Annotated in this window: 17 protein-coding genes; 13 read left to right on the forward strand and 4 right to left on the reverse strand. The window is 39.2% G+C overall.

Annotated elements, in window-relative coordinates:
- Positions 1-104: 104 nt before the first annotated feature.
- From AC6BKE_RS10635 to AC6BKE_RS10645, 3 genes are all read left to right on the forward strand, one after another.
- Positions 105-1,547, forward strand: coding sequence for a S41 family peptidase (locus AC6BKE_RS10635; protein ID WP_036120961.1), 1,443 nt, complete (start codon positions 105-107; stop codon positions 1,545-1,547).
- 122 nt (positions 1,548-1,669) lie between these two features.
- The gene (locus AC6BKE_RS10640) at positions 1,670-2,851 is read left to right on the forward strand and encodes a PDZ domain-containing protein (protein WP_036120958.1); all 1,182 of its coding nucleotides are present in this window, start codon (positions 1,670-1,672) and stop codon (positions 2,849-2,851) included.
- Positions 2,851-3,072 carry a DUF2198 family protein gene (locus AC6BKE_RS10645; RefSeq protein ID WP_036120955.1) on the forward strand — a complete coding sequence of 74 codons (222 nt, stop codon included), beginning with the start codon at positions 2,851-2,853 and terminating at the stop codon, positions 3,070-3,072. The genes AC6BKE_RS10640 and AC6BKE_RS10645 overlap by 1 nt, the downstream gene beginning before the upstream one ends.
- Before the next feature lie 33 nt (positions 3,073-3,105).
- On the opposite strand, the gene AC6BKE_RS10650 is transcribed toward AC6BKE_RS10645, so the two are convergent.
- Entirely contained in the window at positions 3,106-3,432 is a 327-nt protein-coding gene (locus tag AC6BKE_RS10650) for an AzlD domain-containing protein (RefSeq protein WP_036120943.1), read from the reverse strand.
- On the reverse strand, positions 3,429-4,163 hold the full coding sequence (locus AC6BKE_RS10655; protein WP_058843818.1) for an AzlC family ABC transporter permease: 735 nt from the start codon (positions 4,161-4,163) through the stop codon (positions 3,429-3,431). Before AC6BKE_RS10655 ends, AC6BKE_RS10650 begins: the two co-directional genes overlap by 4 nt.
- Before the next feature lie 123 nt (positions 4,164-4,286).
- On the opposite strand from AC6BKE_RS10655, the gene AC6BKE_RS10660 reads away from it, so the two are divergent.
- The 8 genes from AC6BKE_RS10660 (at position 4,287) to AC6BKE_RS10695 (ending at position 17,436) form a co-directional block, all read left to right on the forward strand.
- On the forward strand, positions 4,287-4,838 hold the full coding sequence (locus AC6BKE_RS10660; protein WP_036120940.1) for a helix-turn-helix domain-containing protein: 552 nt from the start codon (positions 4,287-4,289) through the stop codon (positions 4,836-4,838).
- Between the two features lie 11 nt (positions 4,839-4,849).
- A complete protein-coding gene (locus AC6BKE_RS10665; RefSeq protein ID WP_170829911.1) occupies positions 4,850-5,488 on the forward strand; it encodes a TVP38/TMEM64 family protein in 639 nt (212 codons plus the stop codon).
- A 236-nt stretch (positions 5,489-5,724) separates the two neighbouring features.
- Positions 5,725-9,234: a helicase-exonuclease AddAB subunit AddB gene (addB, locus tag AC6BKE_RS10670; RefSeq protein WP_036120932.1), complete on the forward strand. Its 3,510-nt coding sequence runs from the start codon at positions 5,725-5,727 to the stop codon at positions 9,232-9,234.
- 1 nt (position 9,235) lies between these two features.
- Complete coding sequence (gene addA / locus AC6BKE_RS10675) at positions 9,236-12,955, forward strand: helicase-exonuclease AddAB subunit AddA (protein WP_499856808.1); 3,720 nt, start codon at positions 9,236-9,238, stop codon at positions 12,953-12,955.
- 79 nt (positions 12,956-13,034) lie between these two features.
- Positions 13,035-14,201: a DUF418 domain-containing protein gene (locus tag AC6BKE_RS10680; RefSeq protein WP_499856809.1), complete on the forward strand. Its 1,167-nt coding sequence runs from the start codon at positions 13,035-13,037 to the stop codon at positions 14,199-14,201.
- Positions 14,202-14,325: 124 nt separating this feature from the next.
- Complete coding sequence (locus tag AC6BKE_RS10685; RefSeq protein ID WP_036120924.1) at positions 14,326-15,228, forward strand: fumarylacetoacetate hydrolase family protein; 903 nt, start codon at positions 14,326-14,328, stop codon at positions 15,226-15,228.
- A 180-nt stretch (positions 15,229-15,408) separates the two neighbouring features.
- Positions 15,409-15,774, forward strand: a complete 366-nt coding sequence (locus AC6BKE_RS10690) for a YisL family protein (protein ID WP_036120921.1) — start codon at positions 15,409-15,411, stop codon at positions 15,772-15,774.
- 132 nt (positions 15,775-15,906) lie between these two features.
- Positions 15,907-17,436, forward strand: a complete 1,530-nt coding sequence (locus tag AC6BKE_RS10695) for an alpha-amylase family glycosyl hydrolase (RefSeq protein WP_499856812.1) — start codon at positions 15,907-15,909, stop codon at positions 17,434-17,436.
- 44 nt (positions 17,437-17,480) lie between these two features.
- On the opposite strand, the gene AC6BKE_RS10700 is transcribed toward AC6BKE_RS10695, so the two are convergent.
- Together AC6BKE_RS10700 and AC6BKE_RS10705 are read right to left on the reverse strand one after the other, a co-directional pair.
- Positions 17,481-18,338, reverse strand: a complete 858-nt coding sequence (locus tag AC6BKE_RS10700) for a DegV family protein (protein WP_058843814.1) — start codon at positions 18,336-18,338, stop codon at positions 17,481-17,483.
- A gap of 143 nt (positions 18,339-18,481) precedes the next feature.
- Positions 18,482-19,291 (reverse strand): Cof-type HAD-IIB family hydrolase, encoded by an 810-nt coding sequence (locus tag AC6BKE_RS10705; protein ID WP_036120914.1) that lies wholly within the window; start codon positions 19,289-19,291, stop codon positions 18,482-18,484.
- A gap of 121 nt (positions 19,292-19,412) precedes the next feature.
- On the opposite strand from AC6BKE_RS10705, the gene AC6BKE_RS10710 reads away from it, so the two are divergent.
- Together AC6BKE_RS10710 and AC6BKE_RS10715 are read left to right on the forward strand one after the other, a co-directional pair.
- A complete protein-coding gene (locus AC6BKE_RS10710) occupies positions 19,413-20,177 on the forward strand; it encodes a prolyl oligopeptidase family serine peptidase (RefSeq protein WP_036120911.1) in 765 nt (254 codons plus the stop codon).
- Positions 20,178-20,230: 53 nt separating this feature from the next.
- Entirely contained in the window at positions 20,231-20,539 is a 309-nt protein-coding gene (locus AC6BKE_RS10715; RefSeq protein WP_036120908.1) for a metal-sulfur cluster assembly factor, read from the forward strand.
- Positions 20,540-20,695: the final 156 nt, after the last annotated feature.

Here is a 20,695-nt window from a genome sequence, read left to right on the forward strand (position 1 = left end):
ACCCATGAGAAAAGTGAAATATTCTCTCTTCATAAATTTGAAAGGTAATCTTGTATGTTTGAAAAAATAGAGTCATACAGTAAAAGAGACGGAGGAGGGAAGAATTGCGCAAATTAACGGCCGGTGTCGGAGTCCTGCTTAGTAGTTTGGTGGTAGGTAGTGGTATTTACTTTGATTGGTTTTCTAGTGACGATAAAAAGGAGCCTGTTACGGAGGTTGATACAATTGGTGAAGCCATGACACTTATTGAAGAAAAATCAGTCTACAGCACAAAAAAGGATGCATTGGTGGAGGGGGCTCTTCGTGGTATGGCTGATGCCATTAAGGATCCATATAGTACGTATTACTCCCAGGAAGAGGCCGAGCAACATCGGCAAATGCTGGCTGAGGAAAGGGTAGGTATTGGGATTGAACTAGCAGAAAATAAAGGGAAGTTTATTGTTGTGTCTCCAGTTCGTTCTTCACCTGCTGAGAAAGCTGGTATGCGTTCACTCGATGAAATTGTACAAGTTGATGGAGTGCGTGTAGATGGGAAAACGATGAGTGAATTAATGCATTTAATTCAAGGTGAAAAAGGGTCGAAGGTAACTATTGTTGTCTACCGTCCGAGTGAGGATAAACATATTAAGATGACAATGGAGCGTGCTGCAATCTCTAATAAAACGGTATCGAGTGAGGTTATAAAAGTAGAAGATACAACCATTGGCTATGTGGCTATCTCGTTGTTTGGGGAAAAAACGGCCAATGAATGGGTTGCTGAAACGAGTAAATTGCTTCGTAAAGATGTTGAAGGTATTGTGATTGATGTACGTGATAATCCAGGTGGTTATTTACATAGCGTCGCAGCGCTACTGAGCACGGTATTGGACAATGGCAAGGTATTTGCATATATGCAAAATGCGGAAGGTGCTATGGAACCATTGAAAACGCAAACGAAAGGCTTTGATGAAAAATATGTAGCAACGATGAACAAAATCCCAATCGTTGTCTTACAAAATCAAGGTAGTGCTTCAGCGAGTGAAGTATTGAGTGGTGCTTTAAAAGGCTGGGGACGTGCTTCACTGATTGGTGTCAAGAGTTTTGGGAAAGGGACTGTGCAGGAATCTTGGGAGCTATCAAATGGTGGAGAGCTGAAATTATCAACTAATAAATGGCTGACACCAAAACGCGAATGGATTCATGGGCAAGGCATTGAAGCAAGTTTAGTAATTGAGCAAAATGAATTATTTGCTTTTCAACTACATCCATTAACAGGCAAATTTAAAGTCGGTGATATGAGTGAGGAGATCGCCTATTCACAAACTGCCTTACAGAAACTAGGCTATCAGATAGATCGTTTAGATGGCTATATGGATGAAACGACTGCAGAGGCCGTCAACCTTTATCGCAAACAGAAAAAATTAAAATTAGCAGAAGATGAATTTTATATGGATACAACTTTCTTCAATAGCTTAAATGAGACATTAAAAAATTATAAAGCGGATCGTCAAAATGACCAGCAATTCCAGATGGCCACTAGCTTTTTACTGCACACTATTGAACAATAAACCTATCTGACAGAACAAAAATAACATAATACAAAGCTTTCGATGAGTTTGTACTACGCAAGAGTGTAGTCGTTTGATACAATAAATTCATAGTATTCAAGATAGAAATGGCGGGTGTTCGTATGGTTAGTGAGATTTTAATAGAAATTGTAACAGCGATTGGCCGCTTTTTACTCAACCCATTACTGTATATAGTCATAATATTTGCTATTTTTTTAGGGTATCGTCGTGTAAAACAGGAGCGTAAATATTTTAATAGACGTATTATTTGGGGCTGGACAGAGTTAATCGGACAATGGAAAGATGGATGGCTTTATGCACTGCTCATTTCTCTTATTAGTATTGTCGCAGGGCTTACTGTACCAAAAGAATTTTTAATCATTTTAATAGTAATTTCTATAGTAGCGCTAGTCCTGTACCTTATTAATGCACTATCGCCCATTGTGACAATGGGTATTGCAACACTTGTGATATGGGCCATGTCCTATTACAATTGGACATTTACTTGGTGGATATTTTCCTTGGAGGGGAGCAATTTAGAGGATGGCGCAATTGTGACGATTACCATTTTGGCAGGCCTTTGTGTTATCGCAGAGGGGCTATTAATCCGTCGTGCTGCCATGAAGGTATCAACGCCTTCCATAGAGAAAACAAAGCGGGGTATGCAGGCTATTGTCTATCGCACAAAAAATGTATGGGTATTACCTATTTTCTTTGTTATGCCTGGTGATGCTATATCGGCTGTATTGCCATATTGGCCACTGTTTACGATAGGTGATAGTAGCTTTGCACTTGTTTTATTCCCTCTTATCATTGGCTTTGCTAAGCTATCAAGAAAGGAATTACCAGTCATAAAATTACCTAAAATAGGGCGATCTGTCTTATTGCTTGGAGAGCTTATTTTAATAGGTGGCTTAGCTGCTTATTTTGAGCCGATGATCGGTTTCATCGTACTTGGTGTTGGGGCAATTATACGTATCATCATCTCTATCTACTTTGCACAGCAGGATAAAACAGATCATTATGCCGTTGCACCAAGTACAAAGGGTGCCATTATCGCAGCTGTTCTTCCTGATTCGCCAGCAGAAAAAATGGGCTTGCTTGCAGGGGAATGTATTCGTAAAGTAAATGGAAAATCTATTTTTACAGAGAATGAGCTATACGAGGCATTGCAATTAAATGCAGCACACTGTCGTCTAGAAGTGTTGGACCGCAACAATGAAATTCGTTTAACACAGCATGTGATTTACAGCAATGATCATTACCGTATTGGTTTATTACTAGCTGAGCCGAGGGAAATATAATGGATGTTTTTGGAAAAATGATATTAGCGCTATTTATACCAGCGATCCTTGTCTTATTGTTTACAAGAATTACCTATAATCGCTATGTTGCGCTGTTATTAGCGATTGCACTTATCGCAGCTTCTGTTTATGCAGGCTATACATCTTCGCCTATTATTTATGTGATGGATGCATTTTCATTAACCGTAGGCTTTTGGTTAGCTAGTAAAATGAAGAAATAAAAAGGTCAGTCCTCTCAAAGGGGATTGACCTTTTTACATGAAAAATCGAACAGCTGCCATAATGATTACGCCTGCAATGACAGTAATCGATAAACTTTTTGTGATAAGTGCAATAATAAGAGTTGGCACAAATGTAACAAAGACGGGCCAATCAAGAGTCACTACTTTCCCACTTTCAGTATCGAATAAGTTTTCAATTACAAGAGCACTTAAGATACAAACAGGTATAAAGCTGAGCCACTTGAGTGCAACATCAGGGAGTGTTACACTACGTACAAAAATAAATGGAATGACACGCGGCAGCCATGTAACAAGTGCACAGCCAATAATAAGCCAGACCATATAAGAAGTTGTTGTCATTTATCTGTCACCACCCCAATTGTTGCGACAATGACTGTTGCTAGAAGCACAGCTACATGTGAAGGCACTAGATAAGAAAGGCCATACATAATAACTGTCATATAGCCGATTAACTTGATATAATGCATGATTTTGCTTTTGCCAACACTGCTCAATTGCAGTACTAACAATGCAACAAACATGGCAATTAAAGCAAAATCTAGGCCCCATTTTTCGGGATTTGCTACCCATTGTCCTAAAAAGGCACCTGCAACACAGGAGAGAATCCAAAAAATGTAGGCTGTGATGTTAAGCCCATCCATCCATTTGCCGTATAATTTGCCTGTTTGCATTTGCTTTGTTACTGCGACACCAAAGGTTTCATCCGTTAATAATGTACCGAAACCAACATTTCTAAGCATAGAGTAGCGCGTAAAATGAGGTGCTAATGTTAAACTCATTAATAAATGGCGTAGATTAACTACAAAAATGGTTACAATGATAGCAGAGGCAGGGCTGCTTGTTAAAAGAAGTGCACAAAAAATAAATTGTGCAGATCCTGCATAAATAAGTATCGTTAACAGGGCAATTTCAAGGACAGATAATCCAGAAGCGGAACCTACAACACCGAATGCAAGTCCTATACTAATATAACCGAGTAAAGTAGGTATGCAATCTTTGACGCCCTGTAGAAAGCTGTCGTTGGAAGGGCTTATGGAATCATCATGATGAAGCTCTGTTGTACTTGTCATAAATAGGCCATCCTTTCTTAATCATTTCCATGTATACTATTGATGGAATTGTTTGATAGTTCTTGATGTTTATTAAAGTATACATATGTCTGATAAAATAAACAATAGAAATTGGTGATTAAAATGGAACAAATGAGTCGAAATTTAGCATTTCAATTAAAGAAAATTAGACAGCAGCGTCATCTAAGTCTAGATGACGTAGCTAAAGCGACAGGTGTTAGTAAAGCACAGCTTGCACAAATTGAAAAGGGTGAGGCTAATCCGACTGTTTCAACAATTTGGAAAATCGCAGCTGGTATGCGCATATCATTCTCTTCATTATTACAGCCACCAACCGCTCATTACATGCGTTATAGCAGTAAGGATGTGCCGCATGTGGATGAAGATGAGGGACGCTATCGTGTCTACTCCATTATTCCGTATAATCCTGAGCGAGGCTGGGAATTTTATAAGGTTGAAATGGAGCCAGGCGCAATTAGTAAGAGTGAAGCTCATACAGAAGGGGTAGAGGAAACTGTAATGGTCATCAAAGGACAAGCAGTTATTTCTGCTGGGGATATGCATGAATTACTGGATGAAGGGGATACACTAGTATTCTCAGGGCATCAGCCCCATGAATATCGCAATACTTCGGAAGGGCTAACAATTTTTCATTTAATTTTACAGTATAAATAGAGGTGTCGATGTTGAGTGAATGGTTTACTGTAGAAAATATTGAACAGGTTGCGGCACAATATCGAACATTTGGCCCAATCATTGGTTTACTGCTACCATTTTTAGAAGCGTTTTTACCTTTTCTGCCATTAGTCGTATTTGTTGTAGCGAATGCAAGTGCATTTGGCTTATGGTTAGGGTTCTTATTATCATGGTTAGGCTCTGTAGCGGGCTCCTATGCTGTCTTCTTGCTTGTTCGCCATTTTGGCAAGCATCCAAGGCTACGATTTTTAACAGGCAGTAAAAAGGTTCAGAAACTTATTAAATGGGTGGATATGAATGGCATCAGCCCACTTTTTGTCCTCCTCTGTTTCCCTTTTACACCATCTGTTATTGTCAATATTGTAGCAGGGTTGTCCCATATTCATAAAAAGTTTTACTTAGTCGTTTTATTGGCTGGGAAGTTCGTGATGATTTTAGGCATGAGTGTGTTGGGCTATGACTTAAAATCGTTATTGACAAGCCCCGTCAGATTGGTCATTGCTGCTGTAGCCATCGTAATTTTATGGTGGGTCGGCAAGCTGATAGAGAAGCGCTTGAACGCTCGTGTGGAAAGAGACTTGAAGCAAGCGCGAAAATTGACGAAAAATCAGGATCACCATGCTCGCTAACCAATTGTTTGTAGCCTCTTTAATTTTTAAAGAGGCTGTTTTTTTGTGTCAATATCTTCTCACATGAAGGTTGATAGATAGTATTTACTAGTTTTTTTCGATAGAATTTAAGATAGACGATTAAAGTTAGGTACGTTAACTAACTAGCAAAGGAAATGCTCAAAAAGCGTATCAAATAATCAAATCATCAAAAGATTCACCCAAAATGGGCAAGTCAATGAGGAGGGGGAAAGAATATGTCATTGCGTATTGTTTCAGGACGTTCAGGAACAGGAAAATCCGCATTTATTCATCAGGAGATCATTGAACAGCTTAAAACGGAGCCATTGGGACATCCGATTTTCATAATTGTCCCCGACCAGATGTCTTATTCTACAGAATATGAGTTGACGAATAAGCATGGTTTACAAGGCTTGATCCGTGCACAAGTGATGACGTTTAAGCGTTTAGCGTGGCTGGTTTTACAGGAAACTGGCGGGATTGCTCGCAAAGAAGTGAATGGCTATGGCTATCGAATGCTCATTCGTAAACTTTTAGAGGAACAAAAAAGTGAGTTTTCCTTATTTCGACAAGCAGCAGGAAAACGTGGCTTTACGGAGGAGATTGAAACACTTTTAAAAGAATTTAGCCGCTATAGCGTCAATAGCTCAGTCTTAGCAGAGGTAACGGAATCATTAAAGGCAATTGATGCTCCAAATACCTTACAGGCTAAAGCAAATGATTTACATGTAGTGTTACAGGCCTTAGAGGAACGACTAGGCACGACATATGTCGACAGTGAGGGCTATTATCCAATTTTAACAGAGCAATTGAAGTATGCTGATACGATGAAGCAAGCAACCATTTATATTGATGGATTTACCGCCTTCACTGTACGGGAGTTAGAATTAGTACGTGAGTTGTTAAAAGTAACTAAACAAGTAACAATTGTTCTTCCGTTTGATCATTCAGATGAAGCGTTTGATGAACAGGCACTATTCCATGAGGCGGCTTTAACAAATCAACGGTTGCATGACATCGCAAATGAAGAGGGCATCGATGTTGATGCACCATTACATTTTTACAATACTAAAAGGTTCCATTCTGAAGATTTGCAGCATGTGGAGGCTAAATTTACTGATTTGGTGCCTAAAACGAAAAAATCTTCTGGAGATGTGATGGTACTTGAAGCGTCTAATCGTCGAGCCGAAGTACATGCGATTGCCCGGGAAATAACAAAGCTGACAAGAGAAGACGGTTATCGTTATCAGGATATAGTTCTTTTATATAGACAAGCAGAGCTATATGATCCACTTATTACAAGTATTTTCCAACAATATGAAATTCCTATTTTTACAAATACAAAAAAGACGATGTTACATCATCCACTAATCGAGCTAAGTCGTTCTGCACTAGAGGTCATGACGTCTACTTGGAAGTACGAACCTGTTTTTCGTAGTGTGAAAACAGATTTATTTTTCCCATTACATGCTGAGCTAACCATCTGGCGTGAGCGAGCAGATCGATTAGAAAACTATTGCTTGGCACAAGGCATCTATGGAGAACGGTGGTTTGAGGAGGCACGTTGGTTTTATAAAAAGTATCGTGGATTAGAATTCCATTCGCGTGTTCAAACAGATGAGGAACGTGCTATGCAGGCGGAAATCGAGGCTATTCGAGATGAAATTCGTCTACCGTTAAAGAATTTACAAGATAAGCTTGATAGTGCGAAAACGGGTAGAGATATTGCGACTGCATTATTTGAGCTAGTGGAGTCATTACAGGTTTATGATAAGCTTCAAGCAATGAAAGATCGTGAGCTAGAGCGAGGTGACGCATTAGCAGCGAGTGAACATGAGCAAGCTTGGAACGAATGGATTGGTGTTCTTGACCAATTCGTCTATATGTTTGGGGAGCAAGAAATGACTTTGGAGGAAGCAGCTAAAATTCTTGATGAAGGGTTTGATACGCTAGAATTTTCTCGCATTCCGCCGACCTTAGATGAGGTCATGGTCGCTACTGTTGATTTAGCCAGATTGTCTAATATCAAAGTTACTTTTGTAGTGGGTATGAATGATGGTGTTTATCCAACTCGAATGGAATATGAGGGTTTATTGTCAGATACAGAGCGAGAATGGTTTAGCCAAATTGGCTACGAGCTTGCACCAACCTCCACCAATCGTTTATTACAGGAAAATTACTTATTCTACCGTGCTATTACAACACCATCTGACAAGCTGTATATGACATATCCTACGGCAGATGAAGAGGGCAAGGCACTGCTATCCTCTCTTTATATCAAGAAAATGATTGGCAATGATAAAACAGCTGGTTTATTAAGTGAAGTTGTCATTGAGCGAGTGGTGATGGATCCCATTGAATTACTTAACGGAGATGTTTTACCCTATTTACGCCACCCTCGTACGGCTTTAGCGCATCTGATGGTGCAGTTACGTCAAGCTGAGCATAGCCGTGAACTAGCACCAGAATGGCTAGCATTACAAAAATTTTATAAACAAGATCCGTATTGGGCACTCATTTTTGAGCGTGTCCTCTATCCGATTACCCATAAAAATGAAGCTGAGCCACTTGAAACATATATTACACAGGAATTATATGGTCAGAAGTTAACATCAAGTGTGTCACGAATCGAGAAATACTTTAGATGTCCATTTTCTCATTTCACTACGTATGGTCTACGTTTAGAAGAACGTGCTGAATACCGACTTGAAACCTTTGCGATGGGTGATTTATTCCACGAGGCATTAAAGTGGATTACAGAAGAAACACATCGCCAGCAGTTATCATGGATTCGTTTAACAACACAGCAAATTAAACAATTAGCACGACAAGCAGTAGAGCAAATTGTGCCTGTCTTTTCACATCAAATTTTATTGTCGAGTGCTCGTTATCGCTATATTCAGCGTAAGCTTATTCGCATTGTTGAGCGCACAATGACTGCACTGACACAGCATGCTAATGTATCCCACTTCAAGCCTATTGCTATTGAGGCGTCGTTTGGTCCAGGGCAGCATGAACAGCTACCACCGCTTGAAATTGATTTGACTAGCGGCAAGAAAATGTTTATGCGAGGACGTATTGATAGAGTGGATAGTGCAACAATCGATGATCGTTCTTATTTGCGGGTTGTCGACTATAAATCATCAGCTCGAGATCTGGACTTAAATGAGGTTTATTATGGATTGTCCTTACAAGTCCTTACGTATTTAGATGTAGCAATGGAAAATAGCTCTTATTGGCTACCTGGTCAAACTGAACCAGCTGGAGTACTGTATGTCCATGTCCATAATCCAATGTTAAAGCTAGATAAGGATTTAACAGATAGTGAAATAGAGGAAGATCGATTAAAGCAATATAAAATGAAGGGCCTACTGTCAGAAAATGCTGAGGCGATTTTATCGATGGACGAGCAATTAGAAGAAAGTAGTGGGTACTCAAAAATTATTCCTGTATATATGAAAAAGGATGGGACACCGTCTGAATCACAATCACGCATTGTTCCTGTCAATGATATGAAAAAGTTACAACATTTCGTTCGACGTAAACATCAGGAAGCAGGGAATGGCATTTTATCTGGTGATACAGCCATTAGCCCCTATAAATTAAAAGCCAAAACAGCATGTGATTACTGTCAATTCGCCGCGGTTTGTCAATTTGATCCTTCAGATGGTAAACAAAGCTATCGTCAGTTGGCGCAAGCGAAGCCGAATGACATTGTTGATAAAATTCGGAAGGAGATGGAGTAGCATGGCACAAACAATTCCTATTAAGCCAGCAGATGTCACATGGACAGATGATCAATGGAAGGCGATTTATGCTAGTGGTCAAGACACACTTGTTTCAGCCGCGGCAGGGTCTGGGAAAACAGCAGTACTGATTAATCGGATGATTGAAAAAGTCATTGCTACCGAGAATCCTATCAATGTGGATGAACTATTGGTAGTGACCTTTACGAATGCTTCAGCCGCTGAAATGCGACATCGTATGTCAGAGGCATTAGAAAAAGCAATCGCAGAAAATCCAACATCTAATCACTTAAGACGCCAGCTTAGCCTTGTCAATAAAGCGCAAATTTCCACGTTGCACTCGTTCTGTTTAGCCATTGTGAAGCAATATGCATACTTGCTTGATATAGATCCAGGCTTTCGTATCGCCAATGAAGCAGAAATCGCTTTATTAAGAGATGATGTATTAACGGATGTTCTAGAAGATGCCTATGATGCTGAGGATGAGGCTCAAGTACAGGCTATTTATCGCCTTGTTGATAGCTTTACTTCGGATCGTGATGATCAAGCAATCGAAACGCTGATTAGTAAACTATATGATATGTCACGTGTACATGCAGAGCCTCAAAAATGGCTATGGAGTCTTCCTCAAGTATACGAGTTAGCAGAGGATGTAACGATTGATGATCTAGAGCTTTCTCAATATGTTAAATTGACCGTTCGCCATAGTTTGGAAGAAGCCTTCGTGTTAATTTCAGAAATGCGGGCGATTACATTACAGCCAGACGGACCGGCTCCTTATGCTGAAACGGCAGAAGTTGATTTTGCCATGATTCAAGAAGGGATTCGAATTAGCCAAAACGGTACATGGCAGGAGCTATTTGAATTTTTTGCGATGGTCAAATGGTCTACGTTAAAACGAGTATCCAAAGATGCATTAGTAGATGTAGAGTTACAGGAGCTTGCGAAGAAAAAAAGAGAAGCAGCTAAAAAAATAATGAATAAAATCAAAGAAACGTATTTTGTTCGTACACCTGCACGCCTACTTGAAGAAATACGATTAATGGCGCCAATAATTGCCACATTAGTAGACCTGACCGCTACTTTTAGTGAACAGTTCCGCCTAGCTAAGCTAGAACGGGGAATCATTGATTTTTCAGATTTAGAGCATTATGCGCTACAAATTTTGACAGTAGAAATAGATGGTGAACTTCAGCCTTCGCCAGTTGCATTAGATATGAAAAAACGTTTTAAAGAAGTACTTGTGGATGAATATCAGGATACGAATATGCTACAGGAAACCATTTTGCAGCTTGTCAAAACAGGGGAAGAGAGGGATGGCAACCTGTTTATGGTTGGAGACGTAAAGCAAAGTATTTATCGCTTCCGATTAGCTGAACCGAAGCTCTTTATGCGAAAATATAGTGATTTTTTGGAGATGCCTGATGTAACGGGAATGCGAATTGATTTAAATGCTAATTTCCGTAGTCGCAAAGAAGTGTTGAATGCTACAAACTATGTATTTGCACAAATTATGGGAGAGCGTGTTGGTGAGATTCTTTATGATGACAATGCATCATTAAAGCCAGCAGCACCTTATGATGAAAAAGAAATACCTGTTGAGCTTGTAGTGATGCATCCGCCACAGGATGAGGAAGCAACAGAAGAGCTTGAGGAAATGGGCAATGAAGCTACTACAGAGCTAGAAGAATTGAAAAAATCACAATATGAGGCGCGCTTTATCATTGATCGTATACGACTGATGATGGAAGATGGGACAACTGTTTATGATACGAAAACGAAGTCTGAGCGACCATTAAAGTATAGTGATATTGTGATTTTAATGCGCTCCATGACATGGTCGACAGATTTAGTGGAGGAATTTAAGCTGGCAGGGATTCCACTCTACGCTGAGTCATCTAAAGGCTATTTTGATGCGCTCGAAGTGATGATTATGTTAAATGTCTTGAAAGTAGTCGATAATCCCTATCAGGATATTCCACTAGCTTCTGTACTGCGTGCACCATTTGTTGGTTTAACGGAAAATGAGTTGGCAAAAATTCGTTTAGCCGATCAGAAGGTACCGTTCTATGATGCTTTACGTCAATTTATTCGTAGCGAAGGGCATGGCGTGCAATCAATTACATTTGAAAAGCTTCAACGCTTTATGCTGGCCTTCGAAAACTGGCGAGATTTAGCTCGTCGTGGATCATTGTCCGATTTAATTTGGAGGATTTATTTAGATACGCATTATTATGAAATGGTTGGTGCAATGCCAAATGGTAAGCAGCGTCAGGCGAATTTACGCATCTTACATGACCGTGCATTAATGTATGAAAAAACGGCCTTTCGTGGACTATTCCGCTTTCTCCGCTTTATTGATCGAATGCGTACGCGTGGGGATGATTTAGGTACTGCAAAATCAATTGGCGAAAAGGACGATGTTGTGCGTCTTGTGACGATTCACTCCTCAAAGGGATTAGAGTATCCAGTAGTCTTTGTTGCAGGAATGGGACGCCCGTTTAACAAAATGGATTTTCATCAACCTTATTTATTCGACCAAGATTTTGGACTCGCTGTCAAGGCTATTGACCCAGAAAATCGCATCACATATACATCTTTACCGTTTTTAGCGTTAAAAGAAAAAAAAGAGCTGGAAATGCGTGCAGAAGAAATGCGTGTTTTATATGTTGCCATGACTCGTGCGAAGGAACGTCTAATTTTAGTGGGCTCTGTGAAGAATTGGGAGAAAACACGTGACAACTGGCAGGATGCACAAAGTTTACCGATAGATGCGCCGCTACAGGAATATTTGCGAGCAAGAGCTAATAGCTATTTGGATTGGGTAGGACCAGCAGTGGCAAGGCATGCAGACTTTACTACAGTTGCTACCACTTCTTATAAGCCGTTAGAAGATCATTCACGCTGGTCGGTACAAGCGATCAACACAAGCCATTATTCATATGAAATACATGCGATGGATGAAGAAGTACAACAATGGCTCACGATGCCAGAGGACGAGGCATTACTAGATGAAATTACGTCACGCTTTCAAGCGCAGTACGCCTACCAAAGGTCTACAAAAAAACGTTCTAAAACGTCTGTTAGTGAGATTAAGCGCTTAGAAAACTTACAGCGCCAGGCGGAACCTGAATTTTACTTTGCCACACCTGCCAAGCAAAAAGCTACTTCCATTGCACCTCGACCAGCCTTTTTACAGGAACAACAGCTAACAGGTGCTGAAATTGGAACAGCTGTGCATACAGTGATGCAGCATGTCCCACAGTATGGCTTTGTTGAAATCCAAGATGTGAAGGATTTTGTAGAGGATTTAGTGGCGAGACAATTGTTAACTGAGGCAGAGGGAAAAATGGTTCCACTAGCGAAGATTTTTCATTTTTTTGAGACAGAAATAGGGCAGCGGTTCAAAAAGGCAAAGCAAATACGCAGGGAAATGCCCTTTACCATTAGTAGAGTTGATGAAGATGGCGATGCTCAAATTGTACAAGGGATCATTGACTGCTTATTTGAAGATGAATATGGCGATTGGGTCTTGCTAGATTATAAAACTGACCGTATCCTGCCACATTTTGCACAGGAGCCTGCCCTGACAAAGGAAATACGAAATCGTTATGCTGTACAGCTTCGTGTTTATAGTGAGGCCATTGAATCAATTTTACACATCAATGTGAGCGATAAAGTATTATATTTATTCGATAATGAACAGGCCGTACAGGCATAAAGAACTTGTTATGGCAAAGCAGGGCAAGCCTTTTTTGCCTTGCTTGCACCATAGCATTTAGTCAAGAGGAGGCTATTTCGTGGAGTCAAAACCGACCATGTTGCAGGAACGAATGGCAACATTAGATATTTTACGAGGCATTAGTTTGGTAGGTATTTTACTTGTAAATATGTATACCTTTTATTTGCCAATGCCGCATATTGATTTGGCATCGTGGTTTACAACACCATCTGATATCGTTTGGCAAAAAAATATAGACATATATGTGCAGGGAAGCTTTTACCCATTATTTGCAATGCTATTTGGTTATGGGCTTGCCATGCAGTGGCAAAAAGCACAGAGCCGTGAACAAAATTTTTACACACTAGGTCTTCGCAGACTGTCTGTATTGTTTGTTTTTGGTTTTCTACATGCTGTGCTGATTTGGTGGGGCGATATATTAATGATGTACGCGTTCTGTGGCGTTTTTTTAGTGCTATTCCTACGCTTTAGTCCTATTTGGTTAGTAGCTAGTGCATTTATTATTAACGGTTTAATGCAAGTTTTTATGTTATTCGTTGTAGGAATTATTCTTTTTAATACCAAGGTAGATGATTATTTAGATATCGTATTTGTAGAGAAGGCTATTACGGCTTATGGTACAGGCAATTGGGTAGATGCCTTTATGCAACGCTTAACAGATTTATCGACGCAGGCAGGCATAGGGATGTGGTTTGCAGCACTGTTCACTATTTTACCGTATATGTTAATAGGTGCTGCAGCGTCAAAATGGCGTCTAGTAGAACGAGCTAAAGAATTGAAATGGCTCTGGCTGACATTAGCGATCACGGGGTTGGTCATTGGTATCGGTGTTAAAAGTTTACCAATTATGTTTACAAGAACATATTTACTAGATTATTTAAAGGTATACATAGGTGGTCCAATTTTAGCAGTAGGGTATATCGGGGTCATTGTGTTACTTTGCTTAGTGCCAATTGTACCGAAGTTACTTAGTCCTTTTGCTAAAATTGGTCGTATGTCCTTAACGATGTATATTCTTCAATCTATTATAGGTACTTGTTTATTCTACCAATTTGGCTTTGGCTGGTACGGTAAAGTCACTGTGGAAACAGGGGTATTAATTGCTATCGGCATTATTGTTGTGCAAATGATCCTAGCTGAAGTTTGGTTATCTAAGTGGAAACAAGGACCATTAGAGGCGATATGGCGTAAATTAACGTATAAGCAAAACGTGGAATCACGTTAATATATGCCTCTTCACATGCATAATTTATGAAGATAGTACAACTTATAAAATTATTGTCGCAAAAGTAAGGCAATTTCTATCATATTGTTGTATTATGTAGAAAAAAGAAGGAGCTCTTAAAATCATGAAAATTTTATCATTCAAATTAGGTGGACATGTAAGCTTTGGACCAAAAGTAAAAAAAGAAGAAGCGGTATGGGATGTACTCGCTATTCAAAATGAACTTCAAGTTCTCCCTTCTTTTTCAAGTTCAATTGTGGATGGCATTGCTTTAGGCTTTGATTTCGTTGAACAGATTCGTAAATTAGTAGAAGCAGCAGAAAAATCAGATCGTGCCGATAGTTTTAAACGTGAATTTACAGATATCGAGTGGCTTTCACCAATTCCGCGTACACCCAAAAATATTATGTGTATCGGTAAAAACTATGATGAACATGCCAAAGAAATGGGTGCAGAAGCAGCACCAACAGATTTAATGGTATTTACAAAATCACCAACTGCTATTGCAGCGGATGGACAAACAATTTCCATTCATGCTGACCTTTCTTCCAAAATGGACTATGAAGGTGAGCTAGCGATTGTTATTGGAAAACGTGGTAAAAATATTCCTAAAAATTTAGCATTTGATTATGTATTTGGTTATACAATTGCTAATGATATATCAGCTCGTGATTTACAAGACAAGCATAAACAATTTTTCTTAGGTAAAAGCTTGGAAGGTACTTGCCCTCTTGGACCATACCTTGTGACAAAGGATGAAATTCCAAATCCACAAGACTTAACAGTGGTGACAAAGGTCAATGATGAAGTACGCCAAAACGGTTCTACGAAGGATATGATGTTCTCTGTTGAAACCTTAGTATCTATTCTATCTCAACATGTAACATTAGAGCCAGGAGATGTTATTTTAACAGGTACGCCTGCAGGAGTTGGAAAAGGGATGAACCCGCCACAGTTCTTAAAGGCTGGGGATACAGTAAAAGTATCTATTCAAGGCATTGGTACATTAGTCAACCATTTTGAATAATGACGATAACCATCCGCGTGAGTCTTTACTCCGCGGATTTTTTCTTTCTACACTCGATAGGCTGTGAGATGTCGAGCTATAATTGATGTAAATTATGTGAACACTGTTGTAATGTTTGAAACCCTTTCCATCGCATGGTAGGATAGAGTTTGATAGAAAAATGAATGAGGTGGGACAAACATGAGTTTTTTAACTAGCCAAACGCATTTGCATATTACTACGTGGGTTATTGCTATTGTTATCTTTTTAATCGCTGCACTAATGGGCAAGCAATCAAAGGGCTTACATATGGCTTTACGTCTATTCTACGTATTAATTATCATCACAGGTGGGGCATTATTCTTTAAATATCAGGCTGGAGACCCGATGATGTACGGACTGAAATTTTTATTCGGTATTTTAGTAATTGGTATGATGGAAATGGTATTAGTGCGTCAAAAGAAAAACAAACCAACAGGGATGTTTTGGGCATTATTCGCAGTATTCCTATTTATCACGCTGTTCTTAGGCTTTAAGCTACCATTAAACATTAATTTCCTAGCATAATAATTTCTTAAAGGTCGTGAAGTATTTGCTTCACGGCTTTTATTTTGCTAAAAGGGTGAATACGAGAGAACTGACACCTTTTTGCCCTAATTCATTTCGCATTTTCGTAAAATCTTTTGAAAAGATAGCGACGTGACAGTGTTATTTGGTAAAATGACGATGGATTGGTTTGAAAGAGAGGGAATAACAGTGAAATTTAAGAAGTGGATAAGTGCGACGGCTGCATCACTTTTATTAGCAACTTCATTCGTAAGTACTACACCAGTAGCGCATGCGGATGAAAAAGCGACAACATCGATAGCAGAAGAAAGCATCTTTGATTTACTCGTTGACCGTTTCTTTAATGGTTCGGGCACAAACGATTTTGATACAAATACGAAAGACCCTTCGAAATTTGCAGGAGGCGATTTTACAGGTCTGCAAGATAAGCTAAAATTTATTGGTGAGATGGGTTTTACAATTGTTTCTATTGGTCCTATTTTTTCTACAGAGAAATATGATGGATCACTACTTACAAGCTACACGACAATCGAACGTCATTTTGGAACAACAGAAGAATTCCAAAGTGTTGTAGAAGCCTATAAAGCTAAAAATATGTCCATCATGGTGGATTTCCCGCTCAATAATGTGAGTCCAAATCATGAATGGGCAAAGGACTCATCAAAAGCTGACTGGATTGCTTCTACGAATAATGGACAAGTACAATGGGATTTATCGAACAAAGCTGTGCAAGAGGCGCTCATTCAATCAGCCACTGAATTTGTTTCTACATATGATGTTGGTGGTATTCGTTTAACGAATATTGCAGAGGCTGATATAGCGTTTGTCAATGCGATGATTGCAGCATTAAAAGAGACAAAAGCATCTCTTTACGTGATTGCTAATGAAGAAAGTGATGCTGATTTTGATGCAACCTTCTCACCAGCAACAGCGGATATTTATCGTAATATTTTTAAAAACGTGGATATGGATTCGTCTAAATTAATGGAGCCTTTTACAGGAGAGAAGCCGACACAGATTATGGTGGATTCACTTGAAACCCATCGTTTTACATTCGATTCTGCGACTGAAAATATGTTTCCGCCTACACGCTTAAAAATGGCGATGGGTGCTTTATTTATGCTTCCTGGGATTCCCGTTGTGCAATATGGTACAGAAATCGCCATGAATGGGGAAGTAAAACCAGATACACATCAGTTGTATAACTTTAAAACAGACGAAGAATTGATTGATTATATTAAAAATGTTCAATCCTTACGTAATCAATCTGCAACTTTACGTAAAGGTGATTTTGAAGTAATTACAAATGACAATGGCCTACTTGTCTTCACACGTACCTCTGACGAAGAAAAGTGGGTAATTATGGTGAATAATACAGGCAAAACGCAACGTGTGGACTTAACACCAGCGCAACTTGGTGAAGGGAAAATGCTGAACGGAATTTTACATGAGGAAAAAGTTCGTATAAATGAAAAAGAGGTTTATCCTGTTATTTTAGACCGAGAAATGGTTGAGATTTATCAGGTTCGCAATGATGAAGGCTTAAACATGCCCTACATGGTTGCCCTTGGTTTAGTGTGGGTAATCTTTATCGGCTTTGTTGTTATCATCATTAAACGAGGAAAAGTTCGCCGTCAAGAACAAGACGTCCAACAACCATAGCACAACGAAAAAGCATGTTAGGAGCAATCCTAACATGCTTTTTATTAGCCTTGATAGCTTTTGTTCGTAAAGAAGATTGCAATAGTGCCTGGTCCTACATGTGAACCGATTGCAGAGCCAATCATAGTAATTTGAACAGCTTGAGGAGAAAAACGTTCCTGAATAGAAGCCTTTACTTCATTGGCAAAGGCCACATCATCACTATGACTAATACCAACAATTTTATCCGTAAAGCTTCCGCCACGCTCCTGCATTAAATCTAACATACGATTAAGTGCTTTTTTACGACCACGTGACTTTTCAATAGGTATCAGCTTGCCATCCTCTACATTTAAAATAGGTTTAATGCTCAGAAGACCACCTAAAAAGGCACTGGCCTTGGATACACGACCACCTTTGGCAAGGTAATCTAAATCTTCTACTGTAAATAAATGCTCCATCTGAGGTGCATATGCACTCATTTTAGAGGCCATATCCTCTAAGGATACCCCTATATTTCGAAGGCGAACTGCTTCCTCTACAACTAGACCATGTCCTAGTGAAGCGCATTTAGAGTCGATAATGACTAATTTTAATGAAGGATATTGCTCTAATACTTGATTGCGAATCATTTGAGCAGTACTATATGTGCCGGATAATTCCGATGAAAAGGCAATATAGATGCCTTCTTCTTCATTTTTAGCTAGTTCCTCAAAGTGCTTTAAAAACAGCTCAGGTGACACTTGTGATGTTTTTGGTTGAGCACCTTGGCGGATGGCATCGTAAATCTCTTTGGAATCAATCGTAATGACATCTTCATATTCTTTGTTGTTCAATTGCACTCGTAAAGGGAGTAACACGACATCATTTTCTTCATAGTAAGACTTCGGTAGATCGCATCCACTATCCGTAAAAATCTTCATTCTCTTGTCCCCCTAATTTCAACTTACTCATCAAGTATTTTTAACTTTATTCAGTCGGTACTCACTTAAGATAAATGGAAGGGGTACCACTGAATAAAGTTAAACTGGTAAAAATGGAATGTTAACTTGAACTTACTACTTAACTATGATAATTTCAAGCGTTCAATGAGGATTTTTGCGATTCCATCATCATTATTTGTTGCTGTAATTTCATTGGCAATGTTTTTAAGACTTGGAATACCGTTCCCCATCGCTACACCAAGTCCAGCATATTCGATCATTTCTAAATCATTGTCTTCATCACCAAACGCGATGATACGCTCACGTGGAATACCTAAATCTTTTGCCACATGCGCAATACCCACAGCTTTATTTAAGCCGCGACGTACAATTTCAATAATATGAAGTGGCGCGCCCCATCGACGATGCTCAATAACTTCTGCGTGCACCGCCTGTAAATGGTCACGTATAATGACCGAATTCGCTTCATTTGCTTGAATTAATAAACTTGTGGGATTTTCCAAGAGATGTGTGTATAAATCCCCAAGTGTGATTTTGGGATTACCCATATTAAAAATATTTAAGATACGATCATCTTCTGTGTGTACATAAATATCATCTTTTACCTCAGCGATAATATTTTCATACTCGTAACTATTGATGGATCCAACAACATCATGTACAACACTTAAATCAATCGGTGTGTGCATATGTTGCCAAGATACATTTTTGGGATGATGTACATATGCGCCATTAAAATTGACAATGGGTGTAGTGAGCCCAAGTTCATGATAATAAAGATCACTTGCACGGTATGGACGCCCCGTTGCAATCATCACTTGATGCCCTAATTCCTTAGCCTGCAATAATGTTTTTTTCGTTTTTGCTGAGATTTGTTGTTGGTCTGTTAATAAAGTACCATCTAAGTCTAGTACGATTAAATGCGGTTTCATAGCTCGTTGCCCCTTTCCTATAGTTTGAATAGTATCTCTTTGTCTTTCATTCGTCAAAATTTTGTCACAGTGAAAAAAGTTTGCTAACATAAAGATGAGACAATAGTTGGGAGTGACAAAAATGTTTGTAGAAAAAGAAGTGTGGGGAAATATTCCTTTATTACATATACATACAGACAAGATGAATGAAGAAACCCCAGTAGTGATTTTTTTGCATGGTTTTATGAGCGCGAAAGAACATAACTTACACTATGCATACCAATTGGTGCATAAGGGGGTGCGTGTCCTATTACCAGATGCAAAATTTCATGGTGACCGTAGCGAAGGCCTTACAGAAATACAAATGAACTTGAAATTTTGGGATATTGTTTTAAATTCTATTCATGAAGTGCAACAATTATATGATGAATTAAGGAATAAAAATTTATTGGCCAGTCATAATATTGGCATAGCAGGTACTTCAATGGGCGGTATCGTGACCTCCGGCTGTTTAAAACTTTATGATTGGATAAAAACAGCGTCAATATGTATGGGTGCACCAGGTTTTATTAAATTAGGTGAATATCAATTGCAGCAATTTGCAAAAAGCGGTATCAATTGGCCGATGTCAGAGGAAGATGTTCAAAAAGTGAATGAGCTCTTAGCTAAATATGATGTTAGTTTAACGCCAGAAAAATTCGCAGGTCGTCCAGTTTTCTTTTGGCATGGAGAATTAGATAAAACAGTACCTTTCCAAGAAACGTATAAATTTTATGAGACATTACGGGAATACTATCAAGCAAGCCCTGAATATTTAAAGTTTATGGTGAACAAAAAGGCAGGACATGCAGTCCCACGTGACGGTATGCTAGCAGCAACAGACTGGCTTGCACAGCATTTGGCATAACAGGATGCATCTGCTATGATAAGGTTAACACTATGATGGAAGGAGAAATACGAATGGATCAAGATATGAAAGATAGCATGTTTGGTGCTTTAGAAAATGTAATTGACCCTGAGCTTGGGATTGATATCGTCAACTTAGGTTTAGTATATGATGTAGATTTAGATGATGAAGGTGTAGCAACTGTTACGATGACATTAACATCGATGGGATGCCCACTTGGGCCAGTTATTGTGGATCAGGTGAATACGGCATTAGGGGAACTTCCAGAAGTGAAAAGTACAAATGTTAACATTGTATGGAATCCACCTTGGTCAAAAGACAAAATGTCACGCTATGCAAAAATGGCATTAGGCGTACGCTAAAATTGCAACATTAAAAATCCCTGCTTATTTTATAGGCAGGGATTTCATGTTGTTGAAAAAAGATGATGTTCATAGTAGAAAAAGAACCTTTAGCAAGGCGAGGGGTTGATTTCCGTTCCGCCAGCGTCCTTTCCAGGGGGCGTCCGATAAGCCGCT

It is taken from the genome of Lysinibacillus sp. COL-1 (assembly GCF_059814265.1).

Bases quoted from the DNA above. Each gene is read 5' to 3' on its own strand.
- AC6BKE_RS10640 (WP_036120958.1), top strand. From the start codon at position 1,670: ATGGTTAGTGAGATTTTAATAGAAATTGTAACAGCGATTGGCCGCTTT.
- AC6BKE_RS10645 (WP_036120955.1), top strand. From the start codon at position 2,851: ATGGATGTTTTTGGAAAAATGATATTAGCGCTATTTATACCAGCGATC.
- AC6BKE_RS10650 (WP_036120943.1), bottom strand. From the start codon at position 3,432: ATGACAACAACTTCTTATATGGTCTGGCTTATTATTGGCTGTGCACTT.
- AC6BKE_RS10655 (WP_058843818.1), bottom strand. From the start codon at position 4,163: ATGACAAGTACAACAGAGCTTCATCATGATGATTCCATAAGCCCTTCC.
- AC6BKE_RS10660 (WP_036120940.1), top strand. From the start codon at position 4,287: ATGGAACAAATGAGTCGAAATTTAGCATTTCAATTAAAGAAAATTAGA.
- addB (WP_036120932.1), top strand. From the start codon at position 5,725: ATGTCATTGCGTATTGTTTCAGGACGTTCAGGAACAGGAAAATCCGCA.
- addA (WP_499856808.1), top strand. From the start codon at position 9,236: ATGGCACAAACAATTCCTATTAAGCCAGCAGATGTCACATGGACAGAT.
- AC6BKE_RS10685 (WP_036120924.1), top strand. From the start codon at position 14,326: ATGAAAATTTTATCATTCAAATTAGGTGGACATGTAAGCTTTGGACCA.
- AC6BKE_RS10690 (WP_036120921.1), top strand. From the start codon at position 15,409: ATGAGTTTTTTAACTAGCCAAACGCATTTGCATATTACTACGTGGGTT.
- AC6BKE_RS10700 (WP_058843814.1), bottom strand. From the start codon at position 18,338: ATGAAGATTTTTACGGATAGTGGATGCGATCTACCGAAGTCTTACTAT.
- AC6BKE_RS10705 (WP_036120914.1), bottom strand. From the start codon at position 19,291: ATGAAACCGCATTTAATCGTACTAGACTTAGATGGTACTTTATTAACA.
- AC6BKE_RS10710 (WP_036120911.1), top strand. From the start codon at position 19,413: ATGTTTGTAGAAAAAGAAGTGTGGGGAAATATTCCTTTATTACATATA.
- AC6BKE_RS10715 (WP_036120908.1), top strand. From the start codon at position 20,231: ATGGATCAAGATATGAAAGATAGCATGTTTGGTGCTTTAGAAAATGTA.